The organism is Paraoerskovia marina DSM 21750 (assembly GCF_000701465.1).
Classification (GTDB): Bacteria; Actinomycetota; Actinomycetes; order Actinomycetales; family Cellulomonadaceae; genus Paraoerskovia; species Paraoerskovia marina.
Genome location: NZ_JNIY01000003.1, coordinates 1,047,929 through 1,069,081, shown reverse-complemented (window position 1 = coordinate 1,069,081; position 21,153 = coordinate 1,047,929). Strand labels below are relative to the sequence as shown.

Here is a 21,153-nt window from a genome sequence, read left to right as displayed (position 1 = left end):
CTCCCCGTCATGCCCGCGGCCCCCCTGCACACGCGCGCCGTGCGTTCGTGTGCCTGCTGTCCCTGCTGTCGCTAGAGCGTCGGCGCGGCCCTGCGCCCGTCCCCCGACGCTCCGCGACCCCGAGGCCCGCCCTCGGCCCGATCGCACCCCGGGGGCACGCCCCCTCCCCCTGACAGCCGGAACCCTCCGGCCTGACATCCGCACACCGGCACCCGCCGGCCAAGGAGATTGAGGTTGACATGGCACGCATCTACGACGACGTGACGACACTGGTTGGCAACACCCCGCTGGTCCGTCTCAACCGGGTGACCGACGGCGCCGAGGCCACGGTCGTCGGCAAGCTCGAGTTCTACAACCCGGCCAGCTCGGTCAAGGACCGGATCGGTGTCGCGATCATCGACGCGGCAGAGAAGTCGGGCGACCTCAAGCCCGGCGGGACGATCGTCGAGGGCACCTCGGGGAACACCGGCATCGCCCTGGCCATGGTCGGTGCGGCGCGCGGCTACAACGTCGTCCTCGCGATGCCCGAGAGCATGTCAAAGGAGCGCCGCGCGCTGCTGCGTGCGTTCGGCGCCGAGCTCATCCTCACCCCGCCGGCCGAGGGCATGAAGGGCGCGGTCTCCCGCGCCGAGCAGATCGTCGCCGAGCGTGAGGGTGCAGTGCTCGCCAGCCAGTTCGCGAACGCCGCGAACCCCGCGATCCACCGGGCGACGACGGCCGAGGAGATCTGGGCCGACACGGACGGCAAGGTGGACATCGTCGTCTCCGGCATCGGCACCGGCGGCACCATCACCGGCGTGGGTCAGGCGCTCAAGGAGCGGAACCCCGACATCAAGATCGTGGCTGTCGAGCCCGAGGAGTCGGCGATCCTCAACGGCGGCGCCCCCGGCCCGCACAAGATCCAGGGCATCGGCGCGAACTTCGTCCCGGAGATCCTCGACACGGAGATCTACGACGAGGTCATCGACGTCAACGCGGACACCGCGGTCGAGGTCGCTCGTCGCGCCGCCAAGGAGGAGGGCCTGCTGGTCGGCATCTCCTCCGGTGCCGCCATCGCCGCCGCCACGCAGGTCGCCCAGCGTCCGGAGAACAAGGGCAAGCTGATCGTCGTGATCATCCCGTCCTTCGGCGAGCGCTACCTGACTTCGGTCCTCTACTCGGACCTCATGGACTGACGTGCGCCGTCTGCGGAGGTTCGTGACGGTCCTCGGTGAGGACCTCGACGCGGCGCGCCACGGAGACCCCGCGGCACGCTCGCGCGTCGAGGTGGCTCTGAGCTACCCGGGGTTGCACGCCGTGTGGGCCTACCGCGTCGCGCACCGGATGTGGCGGGAGCCCGGGCTCCGGTTCCCTGCCCGCCTGCTGTCACAGATCACCCGTGCGGCGACCGGGATCGAGATCCACCCGGGTGCCATGCTCGGTCGGCGACTGTTCATCGACCACGGCATGGGGGTCGTCGTGGGCGAGACGGCCGTCGTCGGCGACGACGTGCTGCTCTTCCACGGCTCCACGCTCGGTGGACGCTCGATGACCAAGGGCAAGCGTCACCCCACCCTCGGCGACCGGGTGACGGTGGGCGCCGGCGCGAAGATCCTCGGCCCCGTGTGGATCGGCGACGACGCACAGGTCGGCGCGAACGCCGTCGTCGTCAAGGACGTCCCCGACGGGGGCGTGGCCGTCGGCGTACCGGCGAGGGTGCGGGTCCCCGAGCGTCGGGTCGAACCACGGTCGGTGGCCGACCCGTCGGAGCTCATCGAGTACATGATCTGAGTCGCGACCGCGAAGGGGCCCGCACCGTCCGGTGCGGGCCCTTTCACGCATCTTGCATGATCTATTTCAACTAGAACAATGTAGACTAAGCGACATGCTGTTCACCCTGAACCCCGGGACCGACGAGGCGCTCTTCGAGCAGCTCGCCGCACAGGTCCGTCGGGCCGCGGTCCGGGGAGAGCTGACCCCCGGAGACCGACTCCCCTCGGCCCGGGACGCCGCCGCCGCGCTCGACGTCAACGTGCACACCGTCCTGCGCGCGTACCAAGAGCTTCGCGACGAGGGCGTCGTCGACCTGCGGCGCGGCCGCGGCGCGGTCGTCGTCGCCGTCCCGCCACCGAGCGATCCGGCGCTCGACGCCGCGATCGCCGACGTCGTCCGCGCGTCCCGGCGCCTCGGCATCTCCGGCCCGACCACCGTCGCCCTGCTCGAGGAGGCACTTCGATGACCCACCGCACGACGTCCACCTTCCGTCGCCCCGTCCCCGTGGCCGTCGCGACCGGCGTTCTCGGCCTTCTCGCACTCGGGATCTGCGCGGCCGTCGCGTTCACCTGGATCGACGACCTGCCGAAGCAGGTGGCCGTGCACTGGGGGCCGGAGGGTGCCGACAGGTTCGCCTCGCCGACGAGCGCGATCCTCGGCCCGCTCGCCCTGGGCGCGGTGCTGACGCTCGGGTTCGCCGTGATGACCGCACTGGTCGGCCAGTCGTCATCGACCCGCCGGATCTCCGGCGGCCTGACCGTCGGCATGCCGGTGTTCATGGGTGTGCTCACCGTGAGCACGATCTGGGCGCAGCAGGCCGTCGGCGAACCGTCGACGAGCGACATCTCTCAACTTGCCATGGGGGCCGTGGGCGCGGGCCTCCTGACCGGCGTGCTGGTCGCCGTCGCCCTCCCCGGGGACGAGGCTCGTCCGGCCACCGCCGAGGTGGCCGCCGACGCGCCGCGACTGACTCTCCCCGACGACACGCGCGCAGTGTGGGTGCAGCACGCGCAGGGCGGCCCGGGTCTGACGGTCGGGCTGGTCGCCGCCGCGTCGATCATCGTCCTCGCGATCCTGACCGACCTCTGGTTCATGCTGCTTCTTGCTCTCGTCCTCGGACTCGCGCTGGTCGCGATGATGGCCTGGGTCGTCCGCGTCGACGCCTCGGGTCTGCACGTCCGGTCCGTCGCGGGATTTCCGCGCACGCACGTGCCCGCCGACGAGGTGGAACGGGCCGGCGTGGTGGAGGTCGCACCGATGCGGGAGTTCGGCGGCTGGGGCTGGCGGGTCGGGCGTGGCGGTCGCGTGGGTGTCGTCGTCCGCAACGGCGAGGGGCTCCTCGTCGAACGGTCCGGGGGCCGGTCCATCGTCGTGACGGTCGACGACGCCGCGACCGGCGCGGCGTTGCTCAACACGATGTCCGACAGGGCTCGCGGCACGCGATAGCCTGGGCGCTACCCGATACCTCGGGTACCAGACACCCGCCCCTCAGAGCCGAGGAGAACACATGCGCATCGGAATCCACACGGGCTACTGGTCCGCCGGCCCGCCCGCAGGCATCGGTGAGGCGATCGCCGCTGCCGACCGGATGGGGGTCGACTCGATCTGGACCGCGGAGGCCTACGGCTCCGATGCCTTCACCCCCTTGGCCTGGTGGGGTGCGAGCACCCGCAACGTCCGGCTCGGGACCGCCGTCGCGCAGATGTCCGCACGCACCCCCACGGCGACGGCGATGGCGGCGCTGACGCTCGACCACCTCTCCGGCGGACGGGCGATCCTCGGGCTCGGCGCGTCGGGGCCGCAGGTGGTCGAGGGCTGGTACGGGCAGCCGTACCCCCGCCCGCTCGCACGCACCCGCGAGTACGTCGACATCGTCCGCAAGGTCCTGGAGCGTGGCGCCCCGGTGGAGTACGACGGCGCGTTCTACCAGCTTCCGCTGCGGGGCGAGGGGACGACGGGGCTCGGCAAGGCCCTGCGGTCGACCGTGCACCCGCACCGCGCCGACCTGCCGATCCACCTCGCGGCCGAGGGGCCGAAGAACATCGCCCTCGCGGCGGAGATCGCCGACGGCTGGCTTCCCCTGTTCTACACGCCACGACTCGACCACGAGTTCCGCGAGCGCCTGGCCGAGGGGTTCGCCCTGCGGTCCCCGGAGCGCTCCGCCGCGGCGGACTTCGAGATCAGTGCGACGGTGCCCGTCGTCGTCGACGACGACGTCGAGAAGGCCGCGGACGCGGTGCGTCCGTTCCTCGCGCTCTACATCGGTGGGATGGGGGCGAAGTCGGCGAACTTCCACCGCAACGCGATCGACCGACTCGGGTACGCGGACGCGGCGGACGAGGTCCAGAGCCTCTACGCCGAGGGCAGGCGGGCCGAGGCGGTCGCGGCGGTGCCGACGGCACTGGTGGAGGACATCGCGCTGGTCGGCCCTCGCGAGAAGATCGCCGCCGAGCTGCAGAGGTGGGAGCAGACCGCGATCACGACGCTCCTCGTCCAGGGCGACGCGACGGCGGTCCGCACCCTCGCCGAGATCATGCGATAGTCGGCGCCAGCGGCGGGAGCCACACGGCCCGTCGCAGGTCCACGCGGTCCCCGCGCAGCGGACAGTCGTCCGCCCGCAGGCGGGCGAGCGCCTCGTCGAGGCATCGTGCGGGGGGACACCCCGAGGCGTTGACGACGCGCCACCACGGGACCCCGCCCCCGGCGTGCGCCATCACGGCACCGACCTGGCGGGGTCCTCCCCGCCCGAGGCCGTGGCCCACGGCCTCGGCGAGGATTCCATACGTCGTCGCGCGTCCCGCCGGGACCTGCTCGACGAGCTCGAGGACGGCGTCGAGGTACTCGAGATCCACCACGGGACCGACGGTACCCGGCGCCGTCGGCTCGCGGGGAGGATCGCCGGGTGTCAGGATCACGGCGTGAACCTGCCTGCGAACCACCGTCTCGTCCAGCTCACCCCGGAGCGGCTGCGGGAGGTGCTCGACCTTGACGCCTGGTCCTTCCCGACGGCGGCGAGTCTCGACCAGCTCGAGTCGGTCCCGTTCCCGCTGACGTGGGACCGCACGGTGGGCATCGACGCGGAGCTCCCCGACGAGTCCGTCCCGCCGGCGGACGGGGCGGTCCCGCGGCGTCGTGAGCTCGTCGCTCTCCACTCCTCCTACCCGTACGGGCAGTTCCCCGTCCCGGGCGCTCGACTCGCGGCGGCCGGACTCACCTGGGTGGGCGTGCACCCCGGCCATCGGCGCCGCGGGCTGCTCCGCGCGATGATGGAGCATCACTTCGCACGCTGCAGGGCGGACGACGAGGCGATCTCGGTCCTCTTCGCGGCCGATCCGGGCATCTACGCGCGCTTCGGCTACGGCGCCGCGGCGTCGGAGGTGCACCTCCTCATCCCCCGTGCGGCGCCGATTCACGCGGTGCCCGACGCGGACCAGCACACCCTGCGGGTCGAGCACGCGACCCGCGCCGCGCACGGTGCGCTCGTCGCCGACGTCCACCGACGGGCCGGCGAGGCGTCAGGCCGTCCAGGGTGGGTCGGCCGAGAGACGCCGGAGCAGGAGGCGACGTTCTGGGCCGACCCCGAGTTCGAGCGCGGGGGCGCGGAGGACCTGCGGATCGTCGTCGTGGAGCGCGACGGCGACCCGCGTGGCTACGCACTGCTGCGGCGGGAGTTCGCCTGGCCCGGCACCGGGCCCGACGGTACGGTCGCCCTGCGCGAGGTCGCCGCGGTCGACATCGCCGCCGCTCATGCGCTCTGGGGGTCGCTGACGACGATGGACCTCATGGAACGCGTCCGCACTCCTCGCCTGGCGACGGACGACTTCGTGACGCGCCTCCTGGTCAACCCCCGCAAGGCCGACCCGCACGTGGTGGACAACCTCTGGGTCCGGCTCGTCGACGTCCCCGCGGCGCTGTCCCGCCGCCGCTACGCGACCGACCTGGACATCGTCCTGGCGGTCACCGACCACCACCTGCCGCAGAACGCCGGGCACTGGAGGCTCCGTGCCCGCGCCTTCGGCGAGGCGACCTGCACGCGCACGGACGACCCGGCCGACGTCGGCGTGGACGTGGCGAACCTCGGCGCGGCCTACCTCGGCTCCGCGAGCCTGGCCACGACCGGTGCCCAGGAGCACACCCCGAACAGCCTCGCCAGGACCGCCACCGCCTTCCGGTGGCCCGTCGAGGCGTTCTGCTCGTGGCTGTGGTGACGACCTAGCGCTGGCAGCCCGGGCAGCGGTAGAGCTTGCGGGCCGCCATGTCCTCGACGACGACGGGCGTGCCGCACCGTCGGCAGCCCTGGCCGGCGCGCTGGTAGACGTAGAAGGCCTCCTCGCGCGGTACCGCGCCCGGTGTCCCGTCGGTGTTCTGCCGGACGGGGCGTGCCGGTGGCACGTCGGCCCCGAACGCAGCCCGGTCCTCAGGACGGGTGGTGACGATCGCGCCGACGCGCACGCCGTCGTGCATGAGGTCGACGAGATCCGTCCAGAGCGTCCGGAGCGTCTCGGCCGGCACGTCGCGCCCCGGCGTCCAGGGGTCGAGCTCCGCCCGGAACAGCGCCTCGGCCCGGTAGATGTTGCCGACACCGGCGATCACCGACTGGTCCATGAGCTGGGCTCCGACGCTGGTCCGGGAACGGCGGACGCGCGCGACGAACGCCTCCGGGTCGGCGTCGGCCCGGATCGGGTCGGGGCCGAGTCGCGCGATCGCGCGGTCGCGCTCGGCGGCGGTGACGACCTCGCAGCGGGTCGGGCCGGTGAGATCCGCCACGGCATGCTCGCCGAGCAGCCGCACCCTGACCTGGCCGCGAGGCTCCGGAGGGTTCCACGGCCCGGGACCGCCTGCGCCGACGGCGCGCGGGGCCGAGACCGACTCGCGCTCACCGACCCGACGGCGTGGCGCCCCGATCGCGTGCGCGACGTCGTCCGTCCCGTCGCCGGCGAACGTCCACGACCCGTACAGGCCCAGGTGGACGTGCAGCCAGAGCAGGTGGTCGTCCAAAGGGTCCGATCCACCGCCGTCCTCGCGGGAGAGCCCGAGGAAGAGGTGCTTGCCCCAGGCCTGGGCGCTCTGCAGACGCGAGCCGTCGAGGAGACGCGCCCCGGCGTCGAACCGACCCTGCGGGCTGGTGACCTCGAGGACCTGCCCGCCGAACAGCTCGGCGAACGTTCGGGCGAGCCGGTGGACGGTGTGCCCCTCCGGCACCGCTCAGGCCGTCGGCTCGGCGGCAGCGCCCCGGTCGGCCTCGTACTGCGCCATCTGGTCGATCCGACGCTGGTGGCGCTCGTCCCCGCTGAAGGGCTCTGCGAGGAACGCGTCGACGATCGCGACGGACTCGTCGACCGAGTGCTGACGCGCGCCCACCGCGACGACGTTGGCGTCGTTGTGCTGGCGGCCCAGACGCGCGATCTCCTCGTTCCAGGCGAGCGCGGCCCGCACGCCGTCGACCTTGTTCGCGGCGATCTGCTCGCCGTTGCCCGACCCGCCGATCACGATGCCGAGGCTCCCGGCGTCCGCGACGACCGCTTCGCCGGCCGCGAGGCAGAACGCGGGATAGTCGTCGAGGGCGTCGTACTCGTGCGCCCCGTGGTCGACGACGTCGTGCCCGGCGGCACCGAGGTGCTCGACGAGGTGGGTCTTGAGTTCGTAGCCCGCATGGTCGGCGGCAATGTGAACGCGCATGGCACCATCATGCCGCACCCAGCACCCGTGCGTCGCCGGTCGGACGGGCCGTCGGGGTCCTGGCATACGCTGGCGCCATGACGAGTGACACACGCCCCTCAGGCATCGACCTCGACGCCCTGGACCCCACCACCCGCCCGCAGGACGACCTCTACCGCCACGTCAACGGCCGGTGGATCGACTCGCACGAGATCCCGGCCGACCGCTCGATGGACGGATCCTTCCGCGCGCTCCACGACGCCGCGGAGGAGCAGGTGCGCGACATCATCACCTCGGCGGCCGAGAGCGCGACGGGCGGTGTGGAGGCCAAGATCGGCGCGCTCTACCAGAGCTTCATGGCCACCGAGGCGATCGAGACGCTGGGCAACGCGCCGCTCGCCGCCGACCTCGACCCGGTCCTGGCGGCGTCGACACCTGCAGAGCTCACGGCAGCCCTCGGAGCGCTGCAGCGGACGGGAGCCGGCGGAGCGGTCGGCCTCTGGGTCGACAACGACGCCAAGGACCCGGAGACGTACGTGGTCTACCTCGCGCAGGCCGGTCTCGGACTGCCGGACGAGGCGTACTACCGGGACGAGCAGTACGCGCCCGTGCTCGCCGCCTACTCCCCGCACGTCGCCCGCATGCTGACGCTGGCGGGCATCGTGACGCCGGAGGCGGCCGAGGGCGCCGCCGCCCGCGTCGTCGCCCTGGAGACCCGCCTGGCCGCCCACCACTGGGACGTCGTGCGTGACCGAGACGCCGACCTCACCTACAACCCCACGACGCTCGCCGCTCTCTCGACGAGTGCGCCCGGGTTCGACTGGGCGGCCTGGGCGTTCGCCCTCGGTGCGCCGGCCGGGGCGATGGACCACCTCGTCGTGCGCGAGCCGTCGTTCGCGACGGGCTTCGCCTCGCTCTGGGCCTCCGAGGCCCTCGACGACTGGAAGCTCTGGGCCGCGTACCACGCCGTGACGGCGCGCGCGCCGTACCTGACGGACGAGCTCGTCGAGGCGAACTTCGACTTCTACGGCCGGACCCTGTCGGGCGCCCAGGAGGTCCGAGACCGCTGGAAGCGGGGCGTCACCCTCGTGCAGGGAGCCCTCGGCGAGGCCGTCGGCGAGGTCTACGTCGCCCGGCACTTCCCGCCGTCGCACAAGGAGCGGATGCTCGGACTGGTCGACCACCTGGTGGCCGCCTACCGCGAGTCCATCGAGACCCTCGACTGGATGACCGCGGAGACCAAGGCGCGAGCGCTGGTCAAGCTCGAGAAGTTCACGCCGAAGATCGGGTACCCCGTGCGGTGGCGCGACTACTCCGACCTCGCCGTCGACGCCCAGGACCTGCTCGGCAACGTCCGGCGCGCCCACGCGTTCGAGCAGGACCGCGAGCTCGCGAAGATCGGGAGTCCCCTGGACCGCGACGAGTGGTTCATGACGCCGCAGACGGTCAACGCCTACTACAACCCCGGAATGAACGAGATCGTCTTTCCGGCCGCGATCCTGCAGCCGCCGTTCTTCGACCCCGAGGCCGAGGACGCCGTCAACTACGGCGGAATCGGAGCGGTGATCGGGCACGAGATCGGGCACGGGTTCGACGACCAGGGGTCGAAGTACGACGGGGACGGTCGGCTCGAGGACTGGTGGACGGAGCAGGACCGCGCCGAGTTCGACGAGCGCACCCGTGCCCTCGTCGCCCAGTACGACGAGTTCGTCCCCGCCCAGCTCGGTGAGGACGGTCAGCACGTCAACGGGTCGCTGACCATCGGCGAGAACATCGGCGACCTCGGCGGCCTGTCGATCGCGCTCAAGGCGTACCGGATCGCCCTGGGCGGGTCGCTCGACGACGCTCCCGTGATCGACGGGCTGACCGGGGTCGAGCGGGTGCTGCTCGGCTGGGGCCAGGTCTGGCAGTCCAAGGGCCACGACGCCGAGGTCGTCCGCCGTCTCGCCACGGACCCGCACTCCCCCAACGAGTTCCGCTGCAACGGGGTCGTGCGCAACCTCGACGTCTTCCACGAGGCGTACGGGCTCACGCCCGAGGACGCGCTGTATCTCGCACCCGAGGAGCGCGTCCGTATCTGGTAGCCGCCCACCGCACCGGGGCCGGGGCCACGATCAGAAGGTCGTGACCCCGGCCCTGGCGACGTTGAAGCCGGCGCCGGTCGAGGCGTCGGTGCAGCTGACACCGGACTCGCTCGAGACGCACTCGACGTCACCGGCCTCGCGGGAGTCGCCGTAGTCGAGCGCGGGGACTCCGTCCGGTGCCGCGCCCGGCTGCTCGTCCGCGGGGACGCACGGCTCCGCGACGCCGTCGGACGTCAGCTGGACGACGTACCCGACCGTCCCGTCGCACCCGTCGACCGTGGCGGGTTCCGAGTTCAGCTGCGCGATGTCGCACCGAGCGCCCGCCTCGGAGATCTCACAGAGGATGTTGCTGCTCGGCGAGCGGAACGCGTCGCCGTCCAGGTCGACCGGGACGGCCAGGCCCGGCTCCTCCGGCTCCTCGCTCTCGGTCGCCACGGCCTCCTCGGCCGCGGCGGCCTGCGCGTCGGTCCCGCCGGAGAACGCCCGCACCCCGAGGACGACCGCAACCACGACGAGGATCACGTCGAGAAGGATGAACAGCCACCAGCCGATGCCGAGCCGGTCACGCGACGTCTTCGGGTCGGACGTGCCGTAGCCCCCGGCGGGGGCACCCGGCGCGGGGGGCGACGCGGGGACGGTCCGGGGCGCGACGATTGCCGGGGAGTCGCTTCCCGTGCTCGAGGACGTGTCGGCGGCCGGCGCCGTCCGTGTCGCGGCACGGTCCGTCCGGACGGGCGGCGCGGGGCGTGCCCACGGCGCCGCCCCGCCCGCGGCCTGCCCGTCGACGGCCGTCATGGGCGCGGTCCCCGGACCGCCATCGGTCACAGGGGCGATCTGCTCGGTGCCGTCGGCCGTGTCGGCCGACGTCGCACGAGTCTGCTCGGTCGACCGTGCGCGTTGGGCGCGGAAGTACCCGCCCGGTGGTGGCGGCGGGGGCGGCGGGGTGTGGGTGTTGCCCGACATCGGACCTCCTTGTGGGTCGTCCCTCCGGACGTGTCAGCACGGGTCAGCATCCCACGGCCCGCGCGCCCCCGACGAACCGGGTCAGTCGAAGACCGGACCCTGGGTGCGAGTGCGCTTGATCTCGAAGAAGCCCGGCGTCCCCGCGACAAGCAGAGTGCCGTCCCAGAGGCGACCGGCGGCCTCTCCCCGGGGCGCCGGAGTGACGACCGGGCCGAAGAAGGCCGTTCCGTCGAACGCCACCACGGGCGTCCCCACGTCCTCGCCCACCAGGCCGATCCCCTCGGCGTGCGACGCACGGAGCTGCTCGTCGTACGCGTCCGACGTCGCGGCGTCGGCAAGGGACGCCGGCAGCCCGACCTCGGCGAGCGCCTCGGAGATCACGGCGGGGAGGTCGTCACCCCGGCCCTGCGGGTGGATCCGGGTGCCGAGCGCGTCGTAGAGCGGCTTGACGACGTCGTCCCCGTGCTCCGCCTGGGCCGCGACGACGACGCGCACCGGACCCCAGGCCGCGTCCATCATCGCCCGGTACTCGTCGGGCAGGTCGCGGCCCTCGTTGAGGACGGCGAGGCTCATCACGTGCCAGCGCACGGAGACGTCGCGCACCTGCTGGACCTCGTCCATCCAGCGGCTGGTCATCCAGGCCCAGGGGCAGACGGGGTCGAACCAGAAGTCTGCGACTCCCGCGGTGGTGGCGGACGTGGCCGGGGACGTGCTCGTCATCTTTTCCTCCTCGTGGTCGGAACGACCTGTTCCGTCGGGGCAACCACGGTCCTGCGCGGAACATTCCTGACGTGACATGATCATTGACGGATATTCGCGGCGTGGCCCCACCCGGGAGCGCCGTCCCGCACTGACGAAGGAGCCATCCGTGCCCGGAGAGAACCTCACCCGTACCGAGGCCGCCCAGCGCGCCGAGTCGATCGCGACGCAGTCCTACGCCGTCGACCTCGACCTCACGACGGGTGCCTCGACGTTCACGTCGACGAGCGTCGTCCGCTTCGCGGCGACGCCGGGCACGTCGACCTTCATCGACCTCGTCGCCCCCTCGGTCCGCGAGGTCGTCCTGAACGGCCGTTCCCTCGACCCCGCGACCGTGTTCGCCGACTCGCGGATCGCCCTGGACGAGCTCGCCGCCGAGAACGAGCTCCGCGTCGTCGCGGACTGCGCGTACACGAACACTGGCGAGGGGCTCCACCGCTTCGTCGACCCGGCCGACGACGAGGTCTACCTCTACTCGCAGTTCGAGGTGCCCGACAGCCGCCGCATGTTCGCGGTCTTCGAGCAGCCCGACCTCAAGGCGACGTTCGCGTTCACGATCACGGCACCGACGTCCTGGCACGTCGTGAGCAACCAGCCGACGCCGCAGCCCGCCGCGCACCGGACCGTCACGGACCCGACGGGGACCGGGGCGGGCGACGTCGAGGTCGCCACCTGGGCGTTCGAGCCGACGCCGCGCATCTCCTCCTACATCACCGCCCTCGTCGCTGGTCCGTACGTCGTCGAGCGCAGCGAGCTGACCAGTGCCGACGGCCGGACGATCCCGCTCGGGGTCTTCGCCCGCGCGTCGCTGGCCGAGCACCTCGACGCCGACTACGTCTTCGAGAAGACCCGTCAGGGCTTCGAGTTCTACGAGAATGCGTTCGAGCAGCCGTACCCGTTCGACAAGTACGACCAGCTCTTCGTCCCCGAGTTCAACATGGGGGCGATGGAGAACGCCGGGTGCGTCACCTTCACCGAGACCTACGTCTTCCGGTCCAAGGTCACCGACGCCATCAAGGAACGCCGCGTCGTCACGATCCTCCACGAGCTCGCGCACATGTGGTTCGGCGACCTCGTCACCATGAAGTGGTGGAACGACCTGTGGCTGAACGAGTCGTTCGCCGAGTACGCCTCGACCCTCGCCACGGCCGAGGCGACGGAGTGGACGGAGGCCTGGACGACCTTCGCCGCGATGGAGAAGTCCTGGGCCTACCGCCAGGACCAGCTGCCGTCGACGCACCCGATCGTCGCGACGATCAACGACCTCGAGGACGTCCAGGTCAACTTCGACGGCATCACCTACGCCAAGGGCGGGTCGGTCCTCAAGCAGCTCGTCGCCTGGGTCGGTCAGGAGGAGTTCCTGGCCGGCGTCGCCGCCTACTTCCGCAAGCACGCCTGGGGCAACACCGAGCTGTCCGACCTCCTCGTCGAGCTCGAGGCGACCTCGGGGCGCGACCTCGGCGACTGGAGCCGGCTCTGGCTGGAGACCGCGGGTGTCAACACCCTGCGACCCGAGCTCGAGGTCGACGACCACGGCCGCATCACGTCGTTCCGGATCACGCAGACGGCACCGGCCGAGCACCCGACGCTGCGCCCGCACCGCCTGGCGATCGGGTTCTACGACTGGCAGGGTGACCGGCTCGTCCGCAGCCGCCGGTTCGAGATCGACATCGACGGTCCGAGCACGAACGTGCCGGACGTCCTCTCGCTCGACCGGCCCGCACTGATCCTGGTGAACGACGACGACCTCGCCTACGCCAAGGTCCGGCTCGACGAGCGGTCCTGGGCCGCGGCCCTCGAGAACCTGGACGCGATCGCCGACCCGCTGGCCCGCTCCCTCGTCTGGGGTGCGGCCTGGGACGCCACCCGCGACGGCGAGGCCCCGGCGAGCGACTACGTCCGCCTCGTCCTCGGCAACATCGGGCGCGAGTCCGAGTCCACGACCATCCGGACGACCCTGGCCCAGCTGCTCCTCGCCGCGCGCAACTACGTCGCACCCGCGCGCCGAACCGAGACGCTTGAGCTCGTGGGCGACGAGCTCTGGACCCTGGCGCAGGAAGCCACCGCCGGCTCCGACTCCCAGCTGCAGCTCGTCAAGTACTTCGCGAACGCCGCGTGCACGGCAGCGCACGGTGACGAACTCGGGTCGCTGCTCGACGGCACGACGACCCTGCCCGGTCTCGAGATCGACGCCGACCTGCGCTGGGAGATCCTGGAGGGCCTCGTCCTCCTCGGACGAGCAGGCACCGCGGAGATCGACGAGGCGCTGGCCGCCGACCGCACGGCGAACGGGCAGCAGGCAGCCGCTCGTGCCCGGGCCGCCGTCCCGACCGCCGACGCGAAGGCACGGGCGTTCGACTCCGTCGTCGCCGTCGACGACGCCCCGAACGCGATCGTCCGCGCGACGACCGTGGGGTACACCCACGTGGTGGACCCGTCCGTCCTCGAGTCCGGCATGGACACGTACTTCGCCTCGCTGGACACGATCTGGGCCGAGCGGAGCTACCACATCGCCGAGACCCTGATCGAGGGACTGTACCCGTCTCCGCTCGCGTCGGAGGCGCTCGCCCAGGCGACCCGTGCGTGGCTCGCGAGCCACCCCGATGCCGCACCCGCGATGCGTCGCATGCTGGTCGAGAGCCTCGCGGGCGTCGAGCGTGCGCTCGCCGCCCAGGCGGCCGACGTCTAGTCCGTCGGGATGCCGTCCGGCCCGTCCCGCGTCTCGCGGGGCGGGCCGGACCGCTCTCTGAGAGTCGTCCGCCGTCGCTCAGGCGTCGGGACGCACGTGGTCGAAGAGCGCCCTCAGCCGCGCACTCTGCGGAAGGTCCTCGACCCGCACCAGAGCGCCGTTCGCGTCGACGAGCGGGAGTCGGCCCGACGGGTAGTCCGACCCGGCCGCGCGGACCGCCGGCACCCGACGGTCCCCGACGGCATCGGCGAGCCGGATGACGACCATCGCGGCACCCGACCGGGTGGCCCAGGCGTAGAGCCCCTCGACCTGCTCGCGCTCCGCGGCGTCAGGGGTCGTGGTCCCTGCTCGCAGGGCTCGCGCGAGCACCTGGTCGCGCTCGGAGCGCCGCACCCGACGTGCGCTGTCGGCGTCGTCCAGGATCCCGAGCGAGTCCTGCAGGTCGATGTCCTCACCGGCGAGCCATGCCGCCAGCGGCGCGTCGAGGCGGCTCGTCACCCGCGCGACGACACCGGGCCGCACCCCTTGGAACGGCGGTCGGCGCAGGTCGTCGAGCCCGACGAATCCGCGATCGGCGAGACCCTGCTGCTCCGTGGCGTCCGCGAGGCGTGAGTCGTCTACGACGACATAGACGCCGGCACGGTGGGCCTCGAGCGCCAGGATCCCCGTCAGTGCTTCCGAGTCCTGTGCGACGTAGGTGCCGGCCGAGGCACGGGCACCGCCCGGGACCCACCACGACCGGAACAGCGCTCCGGCGTCGTCGACGACGATCATGCTGGCGTGACGAGCCGCGGCGCGCACGGCGTCGCGGAACGGCGCGAAACCGGCTCGGGCGAGCTCCCGCGGGTTCCAGGCGATCTCGTGCCGGACCGAGCCGGCCGCGTCCTCGGCGCCGGGCGCGGACCCGACGGCGGCACCGCGGGCGACCAGCGCGCTCGACGCCCAGGCGTCGGGCCCGTCGAGTGCGGAACCTGCGACGACGGTCTGGCCGACACCGAGCAGGGCGCCCGCCTCCTGCGCACGGCGGTGCGTGTCGGCACGCTGCTCGTCCGCGACCCACTGGATCCAGCGGTGCAGCTCGACCCGGTCCGCGAGGCGCGCGCGGGCAGCGTGGACGCCAGGACTGCGCGAGCTCATGACCGCCTGCGGGAGGTCGGGCCCGCCGTGATGGTCGACGAGCGCGGACCAGGTGGCGAAGTTCTCGAGCGCCTGTCCACCGCTCTCGACGAACTCTTCGTAGCGGGCCTGGCGTGCGGGAGACCGCGGCATCTGGTGGACGACGTCGAGAGCGGAACGCTTGGCGGTACGCACCGCGTCGAGGTCGACGGGGCCCGCATCGGCGCCGGCGTCGCGCGCCTCCTCCGCGGACCACTCGACGAGAGACCGGTCCGCGGAGGACAGATACCCCGTCTCGCGGATGTCCTCGACGCGCAGATAGACAGGATCGACCCACCGGTTGGTCAGCAGGCTTCCCGGGACCTGCGGGTTGGCCTGCTGAAGCGGGTCGACGAGGACGACGTCGGCCCCGTCGTCACGGGCAGCGGTCCAGGCGACGTCGACCAGGTCGCCCAGGTCTCCGACGCCCCACGACGACTGCGAGCGCAGGCTCGCCACGGCGACGGCGAGCGCGCGGACGATCACGTCGTCCGGTGGGACGTCGAGTCGGTCCGGGACGACGATCAGCGGAGCCTCGACCTCGACCCCGCCGCTGCGTGCGACCGCGACGTGGTAGCCGAGCGGCAGCCCGTCCGGCACGGTGAACGTGGCACGCCCGACGCGGCGCGACCCGACCTGGCGCGGCTCGACCCAGACGTCGGACTGCTCGAGCTCGACGACCCCCTCGTCGCCCTCGAGCTCGACGTGGACCTCGACCTCGTCGCCGTCGGTGACGTGGACGGGAACCTGGGCACCGACAGAGCTCCGCACCACGGTGCACGGCGGAAGCATCGAGCGCCAGGGCTCGGCCTCGGCCTCGGCGAGGCTGAACGCGATCTGGTCGGCGGTGGTCGCGGGCACGCCCAGGGCGCCGAGCACGGCGATCAGCGTCCCCTCCGAGACGTCGACGAGCTCGCCGTCCGCACCCGGGACAGTCGTCGCCACACCGTGCGCGGCAGCGAGGCGCTCCAACGGCGTCGTCCGGTCCATGTCGTCGTCCACCCCTTGATCTTGCCAGAGGCCCCGGCACCCTACTGCACCGGGCACGGCGCGCCGGTCTGCTACCGCCGTCCGTCCGGTGGTGGATAGCCTCGGGGCCATGCTGCACATCACCACCTCATCCATCGACACCGCTGCCCTGCCGACCGCCACGGACGACGTGAAGTCCGGGTGGGAGGCAGCCTGGGAGTGGTTCCTCGGGGCTCCTCTCCAGATCGCGATCATCGTCGTCGCGAGCCTCGTCGTCCTCGGCGTCATCCGCAGTCTGATCAAGCGGGTGACCGAAGCCATAGCGAACGGGAGCCCGGAGGTCGGCAAGGACCGGCGCGGTGCCGACTCGACGCCCCGGGGAGTCCTTGCACGGGCGGTGCCGATGGCCAACCCGCTGGCGGGCGTCCGACGTGCGCAGCGGGCGCGCACCATCGGATCCGTGCTGCGCTCGACGGCGAACGTGATCGTCCTGGCGATCATGATCCTGCTGGTCCTCGACACGCTCGGCGTCAACATCGCGCCGTTCATCGCGTCGGCGGGGATCGTCGGCGTCGCCCTGGGCTTCGGGGCGCAGAGCCTCGTGCAGGACTACCTGTCGGGCATCTTCATGCTGCTCGAGGACCAGTACGGCGTCGGCGACACGGTCGACTTCGGCGAGGTGACCGGGACCGTCGAGGACGTCCAGCTCCGCGTGACGAAGGTCCGCGACCTCGAGGGCACCCTCTGGTTCGTCCGCAACGGCGAGATCCTGCGGACGGGAAACATGTCGCAGGAGTGGAGCCGCACGCTCGTGGAGTTCCCCGTCTCGATGACGGCGGACGTCCCGCGGGTCCGCGAGGTCCTGGAGGCGGCCGCCGCCCGGATCGCCGAGGACGAGGAGCTGGGCGCCTACGTCCTCGAGGCTCCCGAGGTCACGGGCGTGGAGTCCATCGCCCGCGGACGGCTGCTGTTCCGCATCAGGATCAAGACGCAGCCGGCGATGCAGTGGGAGGTCGCCCGCGCCCTGCGCGTCGCCGTCCGCGACGACCTCAGCGGTGCGGGGATTCCGCTGTCGTCCTGGTAGACGGGAGCGACCAGGTCACGATCGGCTCGCCGACCGTGACCGAGGAACCCAGGGGGATCGCCGCGCCGACGTGTGCGGGGTCCCCCTGGAGCGCGACCACCGGGCAGACGGTCGCTAGGCCCTCGGCCCGGGTGACCGCGGCGTCCCAGACGATCAGGGGAGCCCCTGCCTCGACCACGTCCCCCACGGCGACCTGAAGGTCGAACCCGTGCCCGTCGAGCCGGACGGTGTCGATCCCGAGATGGACCAGGACGGTCTGCCCCTCCGGGATCTGGATGGCGAAGGCGTGCGGAAACAGGGACGCGACCCGACCGGAGACGGGCGCGCACACCACGACCGGGTCCGAGCCCTCGGGCTCGACTGCGACTCCCGGGCCCACGATCTCCTGGGCGAAGACGGGGTCCGGAACCGTTGCGAGCGGCACGACGACGCCCGCCAGCGGGGATCCGATCGTCACCTGCATGCGAGCGTCACTCAGCGCTTGCTGTCGAGCTCCGCGGCCAGGTCGTCGGCCTCCGGGCCGACGATGACCTGCACGACGCGACCCGAGCGGACGACGCCGAAGGCGCCCGTGGCCTTCAGGGCCGCCTCGTCGACGAGTTCCGGGTCCGTGACCTCGACGCGGAGCCGGGTGATGCACGGCTCCAGCTCGACGACGTTCGCCGAGCCGCCGAGCGCTTCGAGGATCTGCAGTGCCTTGCTCATGGGGTGTTGCTCCTGAAAGGTGTGACGACGGGGGTCGCTCACGCGTGAGCGCACCTCCTAGCCTAGTCCGCTCCGAGGACGATTGCTCCCGTGTCCGGCACGCCTGGTGGCAGACGCGCGCGTGGTCGGCCAGACTCGTCGGACATCCGCCGAGGAGGACCCTGTGAACGAGCCACAACCCGCCGTCCGCGGCATCGGAGTCTCAGCTGGAACCGCTGTCGGCCCCGTCGTCGTCATGCCCGAGCCCATCGAGGAGCCGCCACCGGGCCGGAGGCTCGCCCCACGCGACGACCAGCAGGCCGAGGCCGTCAGGCTCCGCTCCGCCGCGAGCGCCGTGGCCGACGACCTCATGCGCGCGGCCGACGCCGCCGACGGCACGACCCAGGACGTCCTCGGTGCCACCGCTGCGATCGCCGCCGACCCCACGCTCCTCGCGGACGCGGAGCGGAGGGTCCTCGACGACCACCTCGTCCCCGAGCGGGCGATCTGGGAGGCGGCGGACGCCGTCGTGCGGCAGTTCACGGAGCTCGGCGGGTACTTCGCCGAGCGCACCCAGGACATCGCCGACGTCCGGGACCGGATCATCGCGAACCTGACGGGTCTGCCGGCCCCGGGTGTGCCCGACCATCCCGAGCCCTTCGTCCTGGTGGCCCGGGACCTGGCACCGTCGGCGACCGCTGCCCTCGACCCGGAGCGCGTCCTCGCGATCGTGACCGAGCTGGCCGGCCCCACCTCGCACACCGCGATCGTGGCGAACGCCAAGGGCATACCTGCCGTCGTCGCCGCCACGGGTGCGGTCGGGGCGCTCGCCTCGGCGACGCTGGTCCTCGTCGACGGGTCGAGCGGCGTCGTGACTCTCGACCCGTCTGCCGACCAGGTCGCCCGTGCCCGGGAGCTCGCGAGTCGCACACGCACGTTCGACGGCACCGGCCGGACCGCGGACGGCCATCGTGTCGCGCTGCTGGCGAACGTCGGGGACCCGACGGGCGCGGCGGCCGCGGCGGCCGCGGGCGCCGAGGGCGTGGGTCTGTTCCGTTCGGAGTTCTGCTTCCTGGGCCGCGAGGACCCGCCGGGCGTGGAGGAGCAGGTCGTCGAGTACCGGCGGGTGCTCACGGAGTTCCCGGGACGCAAGGTCGTCGTGCGCACGCTCGACTCCGGCGCGGACAAGCCGTTGGAGTTCCTGAGCTCCCCGGACGAGGAGAACCCCGCCCTGGGCGTCCGTGGGCTGCGGACCGCAGAACGCTGGCCCCAGCTGCTCGAGGACCAGCTCGAGGCGATCGCGCTCGCCGCCCGGGCCGAGTCCGCCGACGTCTGGGTGATGGCGCCGATGGTCGCGACCGTCGACGAGGCGCAGTGGTTCGTGGAACGCTGCGCGGCCCACGGGCTGTCGCAGGCCGGGGTCATGGTCGAGGTCCCGGGCGCGGCGCTCCTGTCCGGCCAGATCCTCGCCTCGGCCCACTTCGCGTCGATCGGCACCAACGACCTCGCGCAGTACACGATGGCCGCCGACCGCCTCCTCGGCTCCCTGGCGGAGCTCAACGACCCGTGGCAGCCGGCGGTGCTCCGGCTCGTCGAGGCGACGTGCCGCGGCGGCGCCCAGCAGGACCGGCCCGTGGGCGTGTGCGGCGAGGCGGCGAGCAACCCGGTCCTCGCGGCCGTTCTCGTCGGCCTGGGTGTCAGCAGCCTCTCGATGACGGCGCGCGCTCTCCCCGACGTCGCCGCCCTGCTCGCGGCGGTCACGCACGACGAGTGCCGGACGCTCGCACAGGTCGCTCTGACGGCGCCGTCGGCCCGCAGTGCCCGCGACGCGGTCCGTGAGCGTCTGCCCGTCCTCGCCGAGCTGGGGCTCTGACCCGGACCTCGCGGTCGATGCGATGATGGGGCACGTGGAACCAGAACCCGCGCGTGCATCCCTGCCCCTGACCGCCGCACAGCCACCTCGGGCCGCGGCCGAACGCAGCTCCGACGGCTTCTACGCCGCTGTCGGGGGCCACGAGACCTTCGCGCTCCTCGTCGACGTCTTCTACGAGGAGGTCGCGAAGGACGACTACCTGCGGGCCATGTACCCCGAGCAGGACCTGGGCCCGGCCAAGGAGCGACTGACCATGTTCCTGGAGCAGTACTGGGGCGGTCCCACGACATACTCGGAGCGCCGCGGGCACCCACGCCTGCGGATGCGGCACGCGGCGTTCAAGGTCACCCCTCGGGCGCGGGACGCCTGGCTCGCGCACATGCGGGTCGCGGTCACCGCCCTGAACCTCGCCCCGCTCTACGAGGCGCAGCTCTGGGACTACCTGGAGCGCGCCGCACACTCGCTGCTCAACACCTTCGAGGAGGACGCGTGACGCACGTGCCCACGGAAGCCATGATCTCCGCGGACGACCTGGCCACGGACCCGCTCGGCCATCTGCTCTCGGCGCTGCGGCTCGAGGAGGAGCCCCTCGACGAGGCCACCGGGCGCGGGGCGGACGACCGCTTCGGCGGGTACAACCTGCACCAGCCGAACGCTCGGATCTACGGCGGTCAGGTGCTTGCCCAGGCGCTCGTCGCCGCAGGCCGCACCGTCCCCGACGGGCGGCTCCCCCACTCGATGCACGGCTACTTCCTGCGCGCCGGGGACCTGTCCACGCGGATCGAGTTCGACGTCGAGCGACTGCGCGACGGCCGGTCGTTCAGCGCACGGCGCAGCCACGCGATCCAGCACGGCCAGCCGATCCTGTCGATGATCGCGTCGTTCCAGGAGCGCCAGGACGGGTTCGAGCACACGAGTCCGATGCCCGACGCCCCCGATCCCGAGACCCTGCCGTCGGCGATGGACGAGCTCGGCGAGATCCCCCATCCCGCGGCCCGTTCGCGGTCGCACGAGTCTCCGTTCGACCTGCGCCACGTCGAAGGATCGCTGTACCTCGGCGGCGGCGAGACCCGCACGGACCACCAGAAGGTCTGGATGCGCGCGCGGGGTCCCGTCCCGCAGGACCAGCTCCTGCACCGTGCGCTGCTCGCGTACGCCTGCGACCAGGTGATGCTCGAGCCGGTCCTGCGTCAGTCGGACACCTCCTGGGCGACACCCGGGATCTCGATCGCCAGCCTCGACCACGCCATGTGGTGGCACCGCGACGTCCGGGTCGACGAGTGGCTGCTCTACGTGCAGTCCTCGCCGTCGGCCCAGGGGGGCCGCGGGCTCGGCGCAGCGCGGGTCTACGCCCAGGACGGCACCCTCGTCGCAAGCATCGCCCAGGAGGGAATGCTCCGACTCCCCTAGCGACGAGCTGCATCCGGCCGCGGGTGCGAGTCCGAACCTGCTCCCGGAGGATGAGTCAACCGAGAGCGGGGAG

General features: G+C 72.4%; 20 protein-coding genes. 12 read left to right on the top strand and 8 right to left on the bottom strand.

The window, feature by feature from the left end:
* Positions 1 to 239 precede the first annotated feature (239 nt).
* The 5 genes from cysK (at position 240) to Q343_RS0105055 (ending at position 4,294) form a co-directional block, all read left to right on the top strand.
* Positions 240 to 1,175, top strand: a complete 936-nt coding sequence (gene cysK / locus Q343_RS0105075; protein ID WP_029252503.1) for a cysteine synthase A — start codon at positions 240 to 242, stop codon at positions 1,173 to 1,175.
* 1 nt (position 1,176) lies between these two features.
* Entirely contained in the window at positions 1,177 to 1,770 is a 594-nt protein-coding gene (epsC, locus tag Q343_RS0105070) for a serine O-acetyltransferase EpsC (RefSeq protein WP_029252502.1), read from the top strand.
* 94 nt (positions 1,771 to 1,864) lie between these two features.
* Positions 1,865 to 2,218 (top strand): GntR family transcriptional regulator, encoded by a 354-nt coding sequence (locus Q343_RS0105065; protein WP_029252501.1) that lies wholly within the window; start codon positions 1,865 to 1,867, stop codon positions 2,216 to 2,218.
* The gene (locus Q343_RS0105060; protein WP_029252500.1) at positions 2,215 to 3,198 is read left to right on the top strand and encodes a DUF1648 domain-containing protein; all 984 of its coding nucleotides are present in this window, start codon (positions 2,215 to 2,217) and stop codon (positions 3,196 to 3,198) included. The genes Q343_RS0105065 and Q343_RS0105060 overlap by 4 nt, the downstream gene beginning before the upstream one ends.
* A gap of 61 nt (positions 3,199 to 3,259) precedes the next feature.
* On the top strand, positions 3,260 to 4,294 hold the full coding sequence (locus Q343_RS0105055) for an LLM class F420-dependent oxidoreductase (RefSeq protein WP_029252499.1): 1,035 nt from the start codon (positions 3,260 to 3,262) through the stop codon (positions 4,292 to 4,294).
* Here the strand turns inward: Q343_RS0105055 and Q343_RS0105050 are convergent.
* Positions 4,284 to 4,667 carry an MGMT family protein gene (locus Q343_RS0105050; RefSeq protein WP_345940088.1) on the bottom strand — a complete coding sequence of 128 codons (384 nt, stop codon included), beginning with the start codon at positions 4,665 to 4,667 and terminating at the stop codon, positions 4,284 to 4,286. The genes Q343_RS0105055 and Q343_RS0105050 overlap by 11 nt on opposite strands.
* Before the next feature lie 3 nt (positions 4,668 to 4,670).
* Here Q343_RS0105050 and Q343_RS0105045 point away from each other — a divergent pair, with 3 nt between their 5' ends.
* A complete protein-coding gene (locus Q343_RS0105045) occupies positions 4,671 to 5,960 on the top strand; it encodes a GNAT family N-acetyltransferase (protein WP_029252497.1) in 1,290 nt (429 codons plus the stop codon).
* Between the two features lie 4 nt (positions 5,961 to 5,964).
* Here the strand turns inward: Q343_RS0105045 and Q343_RS0105040 are convergent, their stop codons facing one another.
* Together Q343_RS0105040 and Q343_RS0105035 are read right to left on the bottom strand one after the other, a co-directional pair.
* On the bottom strand, positions 5,965 to 6,954 hold the full coding sequence (locus Q343_RS0105040) for an Fpg/Nei family DNA glycosylase (RefSeq protein WP_029252496.1): 990 nt from the start codon (positions 6,952 to 6,954) through the stop codon (positions 5,965 to 5,967).
* Positions 6,955 to 6,957: 3 nt separating this feature from the next.
* A complete protein-coding gene (locus Q343_RS0105035) occupies positions 6,958 to 7,431 on the bottom strand; it encodes a ribose-5-phosphate isomerase (RefSeq protein WP_029252495.1) in 474 nt (157 codons plus the stop codon).
* 77 nt (positions 7,432 to 7,508) lie between these two features.
* Here Q343_RS0105035 and Q343_RS0105030 point away from each other — a divergent pair, with 77 nt between their 5' ends.
* Positions 7,509 to 9,494, top strand: coding sequence for a M13 family metallopeptidase (locus Q343_RS0105030; RefSeq protein WP_029252494.1), 1,986 nt, complete (start codon positions 7,509 to 7,511; stop codon positions 9,492 to 9,494).
* A 30-nt stretch (positions 9,495 to 9,524) separates the two neighbouring features.
* Here Q343_RS0105030 and Q343_RS14465 read toward each other — a convergent pair whose 3' ends face one another.
* Together Q343_RS14465 and Q343_RS0105020 are read right to left on the bottom strand one after the other, a co-directional pair.
* The gene (locus Q343_RS14465) at positions 9,525 to 10,457 is read right to left on the bottom strand and encodes a hypothetical protein (RefSeq protein WP_052366865.1); all 933 of its coding nucleotides are present in this window, start codon (positions 10,455 to 10,457) and stop codon (positions 9,525 to 9,527) included.
* Positions 10,458 to 10,538: 81 nt separating this feature from the next.
* The gene (locus Q343_RS0105020; protein WP_029252492.1) at positions 10,539 to 11,177 is read right to left on the bottom strand and encodes a mycothiol-dependent nitroreductase Rv2466c family protein; all 639 of its coding nucleotides are present in this window, start codon (positions 11,175 to 11,177) and stop codon (positions 10,539 to 10,541) included.
* Between the two features lie 148 nt (positions 11,178 to 11,325).
* On the opposite strand from Q343_RS0105020, the gene pepN reads away from it, so the two are divergent.
* Positions 11,326 to 13,905 (top strand): aminopeptidase N, encoded by a 2,580-nt coding sequence (pepN, locus tag Q343_RS0105015; RefSeq protein WP_029252491.1) that lies wholly within the window; start codon positions 11,326 to 11,328, stop codon positions 13,903 to 13,905.
* A 78-nt stretch (positions 13,906 to 13,983) separates the two neighbouring features.
* On the opposite strand, the gene Q343_RS0105010 is transcribed toward pepN, so the two are convergent.
* Entirely contained in the window at positions 13,984 to 16,062 is a 2,079-nt protein-coding gene (locus tag Q343_RS0105010) for a 4-alpha-glucanotransferase (protein WP_052366864.1), read from the bottom strand.
* Positions 16,063 to 16,159: 97 nt separating this feature from the next.
* Here Q343_RS0105010 and Q343_RS0105005 point away from each other — a divergent pair, with 97 nt between their 5' ends.
* Positions 16,160 to 17,113 (top strand): mechanosensitive ion channel family protein, encoded by a 954-nt coding sequence (locus Q343_RS0105005; RefSeq protein ID WP_052366863.1) that lies wholly within the window; start codon positions 16,160 to 16,162, stop codon positions 17,111 to 17,113.
* Here the strand turns inward: Q343_RS0105005 and Q343_RS0105000 are convergent.
* Entirely contained in the window at positions 17,079 to 17,576 is a 498-nt protein-coding gene (locus Q343_RS0105000; protein ID WP_052366862.1) for a PTS sugar transporter subunit IIA, read from the bottom strand. The genes Q343_RS0105005 and Q343_RS0105000 overlap by 35 nt on opposite strands.
* 11 nt (positions 17,577 to 17,587) lie before the next feature.
* Positions 17,588 to 17,818: a PTS sugar transporter subunit IIB gene (locus tag Q343_RS0104995; protein ID WP_029252487.1), complete on the bottom strand. Its 231-nt coding sequence runs from the start codon at positions 17,816 to 17,818 to the stop codon at positions 17,588 to 17,590.
* Between the two features lie 163 nt (positions 17,819 to 17,981).
* Between Q343_RS0104995 and ptsP the strand changes: the two genes are divergently transcribed.
* The 3 genes from ptsP to Q343_RS0104980 all read left to right on the top strand — a co-directional run bounded on the left by ptsP (position 17,982) and on the right by Q343_RS0104980 (position 21,080).
* Positions 17,982 to 19,670 carry a phosphoenolpyruvate--protein phosphotransferase gene (gene ptsP, locus Q343_RS0104990; RefSeq protein ID WP_029252486.1) on the top strand — a complete coding sequence of 563 codons (1,689 nt, stop codon included), beginning with the start codon at positions 17,982 to 17,984 and terminating at the stop codon, positions 19,668 to 19,670.
* Positions 19,671 to 19,737: 67 nt separating this feature from the next.
* Positions 19,738 to 20,163: a globin gene (locus Q343_RS0104985; RefSeq protein WP_052366932.1), complete on the top strand. Its 426-nt coding sequence runs from the start codon at positions 19,738 to 19,740 to the stop codon at positions 20,161 to 20,163.
* 20 nt (positions 20,164 to 20,183) lie between these two features.
* On the top strand, positions 20,184 to 21,080 hold the full coding sequence (locus Q343_RS0104980) for an acyl-CoA thioesterase (protein ID WP_029252484.1): 897 nt from the start codon (positions 20,184 to 20,186) through the stop codon (positions 21,078 to 21,080).
* Positions 21,081 to 21,153 lie beyond the last annotated feature (73 nt).

What these genes read in the sequence shown, in the direction of transcription:
- Q343_RS0105065 (WP_029252501.1), top strand. Translation starts at nt 1,865, where the DNA reads ATGCTGTTCACCCTGAACCCCGGGACCGACGAGGCGCTCTTCGAGCAG.
- Q343_RS0105020 (WP_029252492.1), bottom strand. Translation starts at nt 11,177, where the DNA reads ATGACGAGCACGTCCCCGGCCACGTCCGCCACCACCGCGGGAGTCGCA.
- Q343_RS0105005 (WP_052366863.1), top strand. Translation starts at nt 16,160, where the DNA reads ATGCTGCACATCACCACCTCATCCATCGACACCGCTGCCCTGCCGACC.
- Q343_RS14465 (WP_052366865.1), bottom strand. Translation starts at nt 10,457, where the DNA reads ATGTCGGGCAACACCCACACCCCGCCGCCCCCGCCGCCACCACCGGGC.
- Q343_RS0105060 (WP_029252500.1), top strand. Translation starts at nt 2,215, where the DNA reads ATGACCCACCGCACGACGTCCACCTTCCGTCGCCCCGTCCCCGTGGCC.
- Q343_RS0105030 (WP_029252494.1), top strand. Translation starts at nt 7,509, where the DNA reads ATGACGAGTGACACACGCCCCTCAGGCATCGACCTCGACGCCCTGGAC.
- cysK (WP_029252503.1), top strand. Translation starts at nt 240, where the DNA reads ATGGCACGCATCTACGACGACGTGACGACACTGGTTGGCAACACCCCG.
- Q343_RS0104995 (WP_029252487.1), bottom strand. Translation starts at nt 17,818, where the DNA reads ATGAGCAAGGCACTGCAGATCCTCGAAGCGCTCGGCGGCTCGGCGAAC.
- Q343_RS0104980 (WP_029252484.1), top strand. Translation starts at nt 20,184, where the DNA reads ATGATCTCCGCGGACGACCTGGCCACGGACCCGCTCGGCCATCTGCTC.
- Q343_RS0105035 (WP_029252495.1), bottom strand. Translation starts at nt 7,431, where the DNA reads ATGCGCGTTCACATTGCCGCCGACCATGCGGGCTACGAACTCAAGACC.
- Q343_RS0105000 (WP_052366862.1), bottom strand. Translation starts at nt 17,576, where the DNA reads ATGCAGGTGACGATCGGATCCCCGCTGGCGGGCGTCGTCGTGCCGCTC.
- Q343_RS0105055 (WP_029252499.1), top strand. Translation starts at nt 3,260, where the DNA reads ATGCGCATCGGAATCCACACGGGCTACTGGTCCGCCGGCCCGCCCGCA.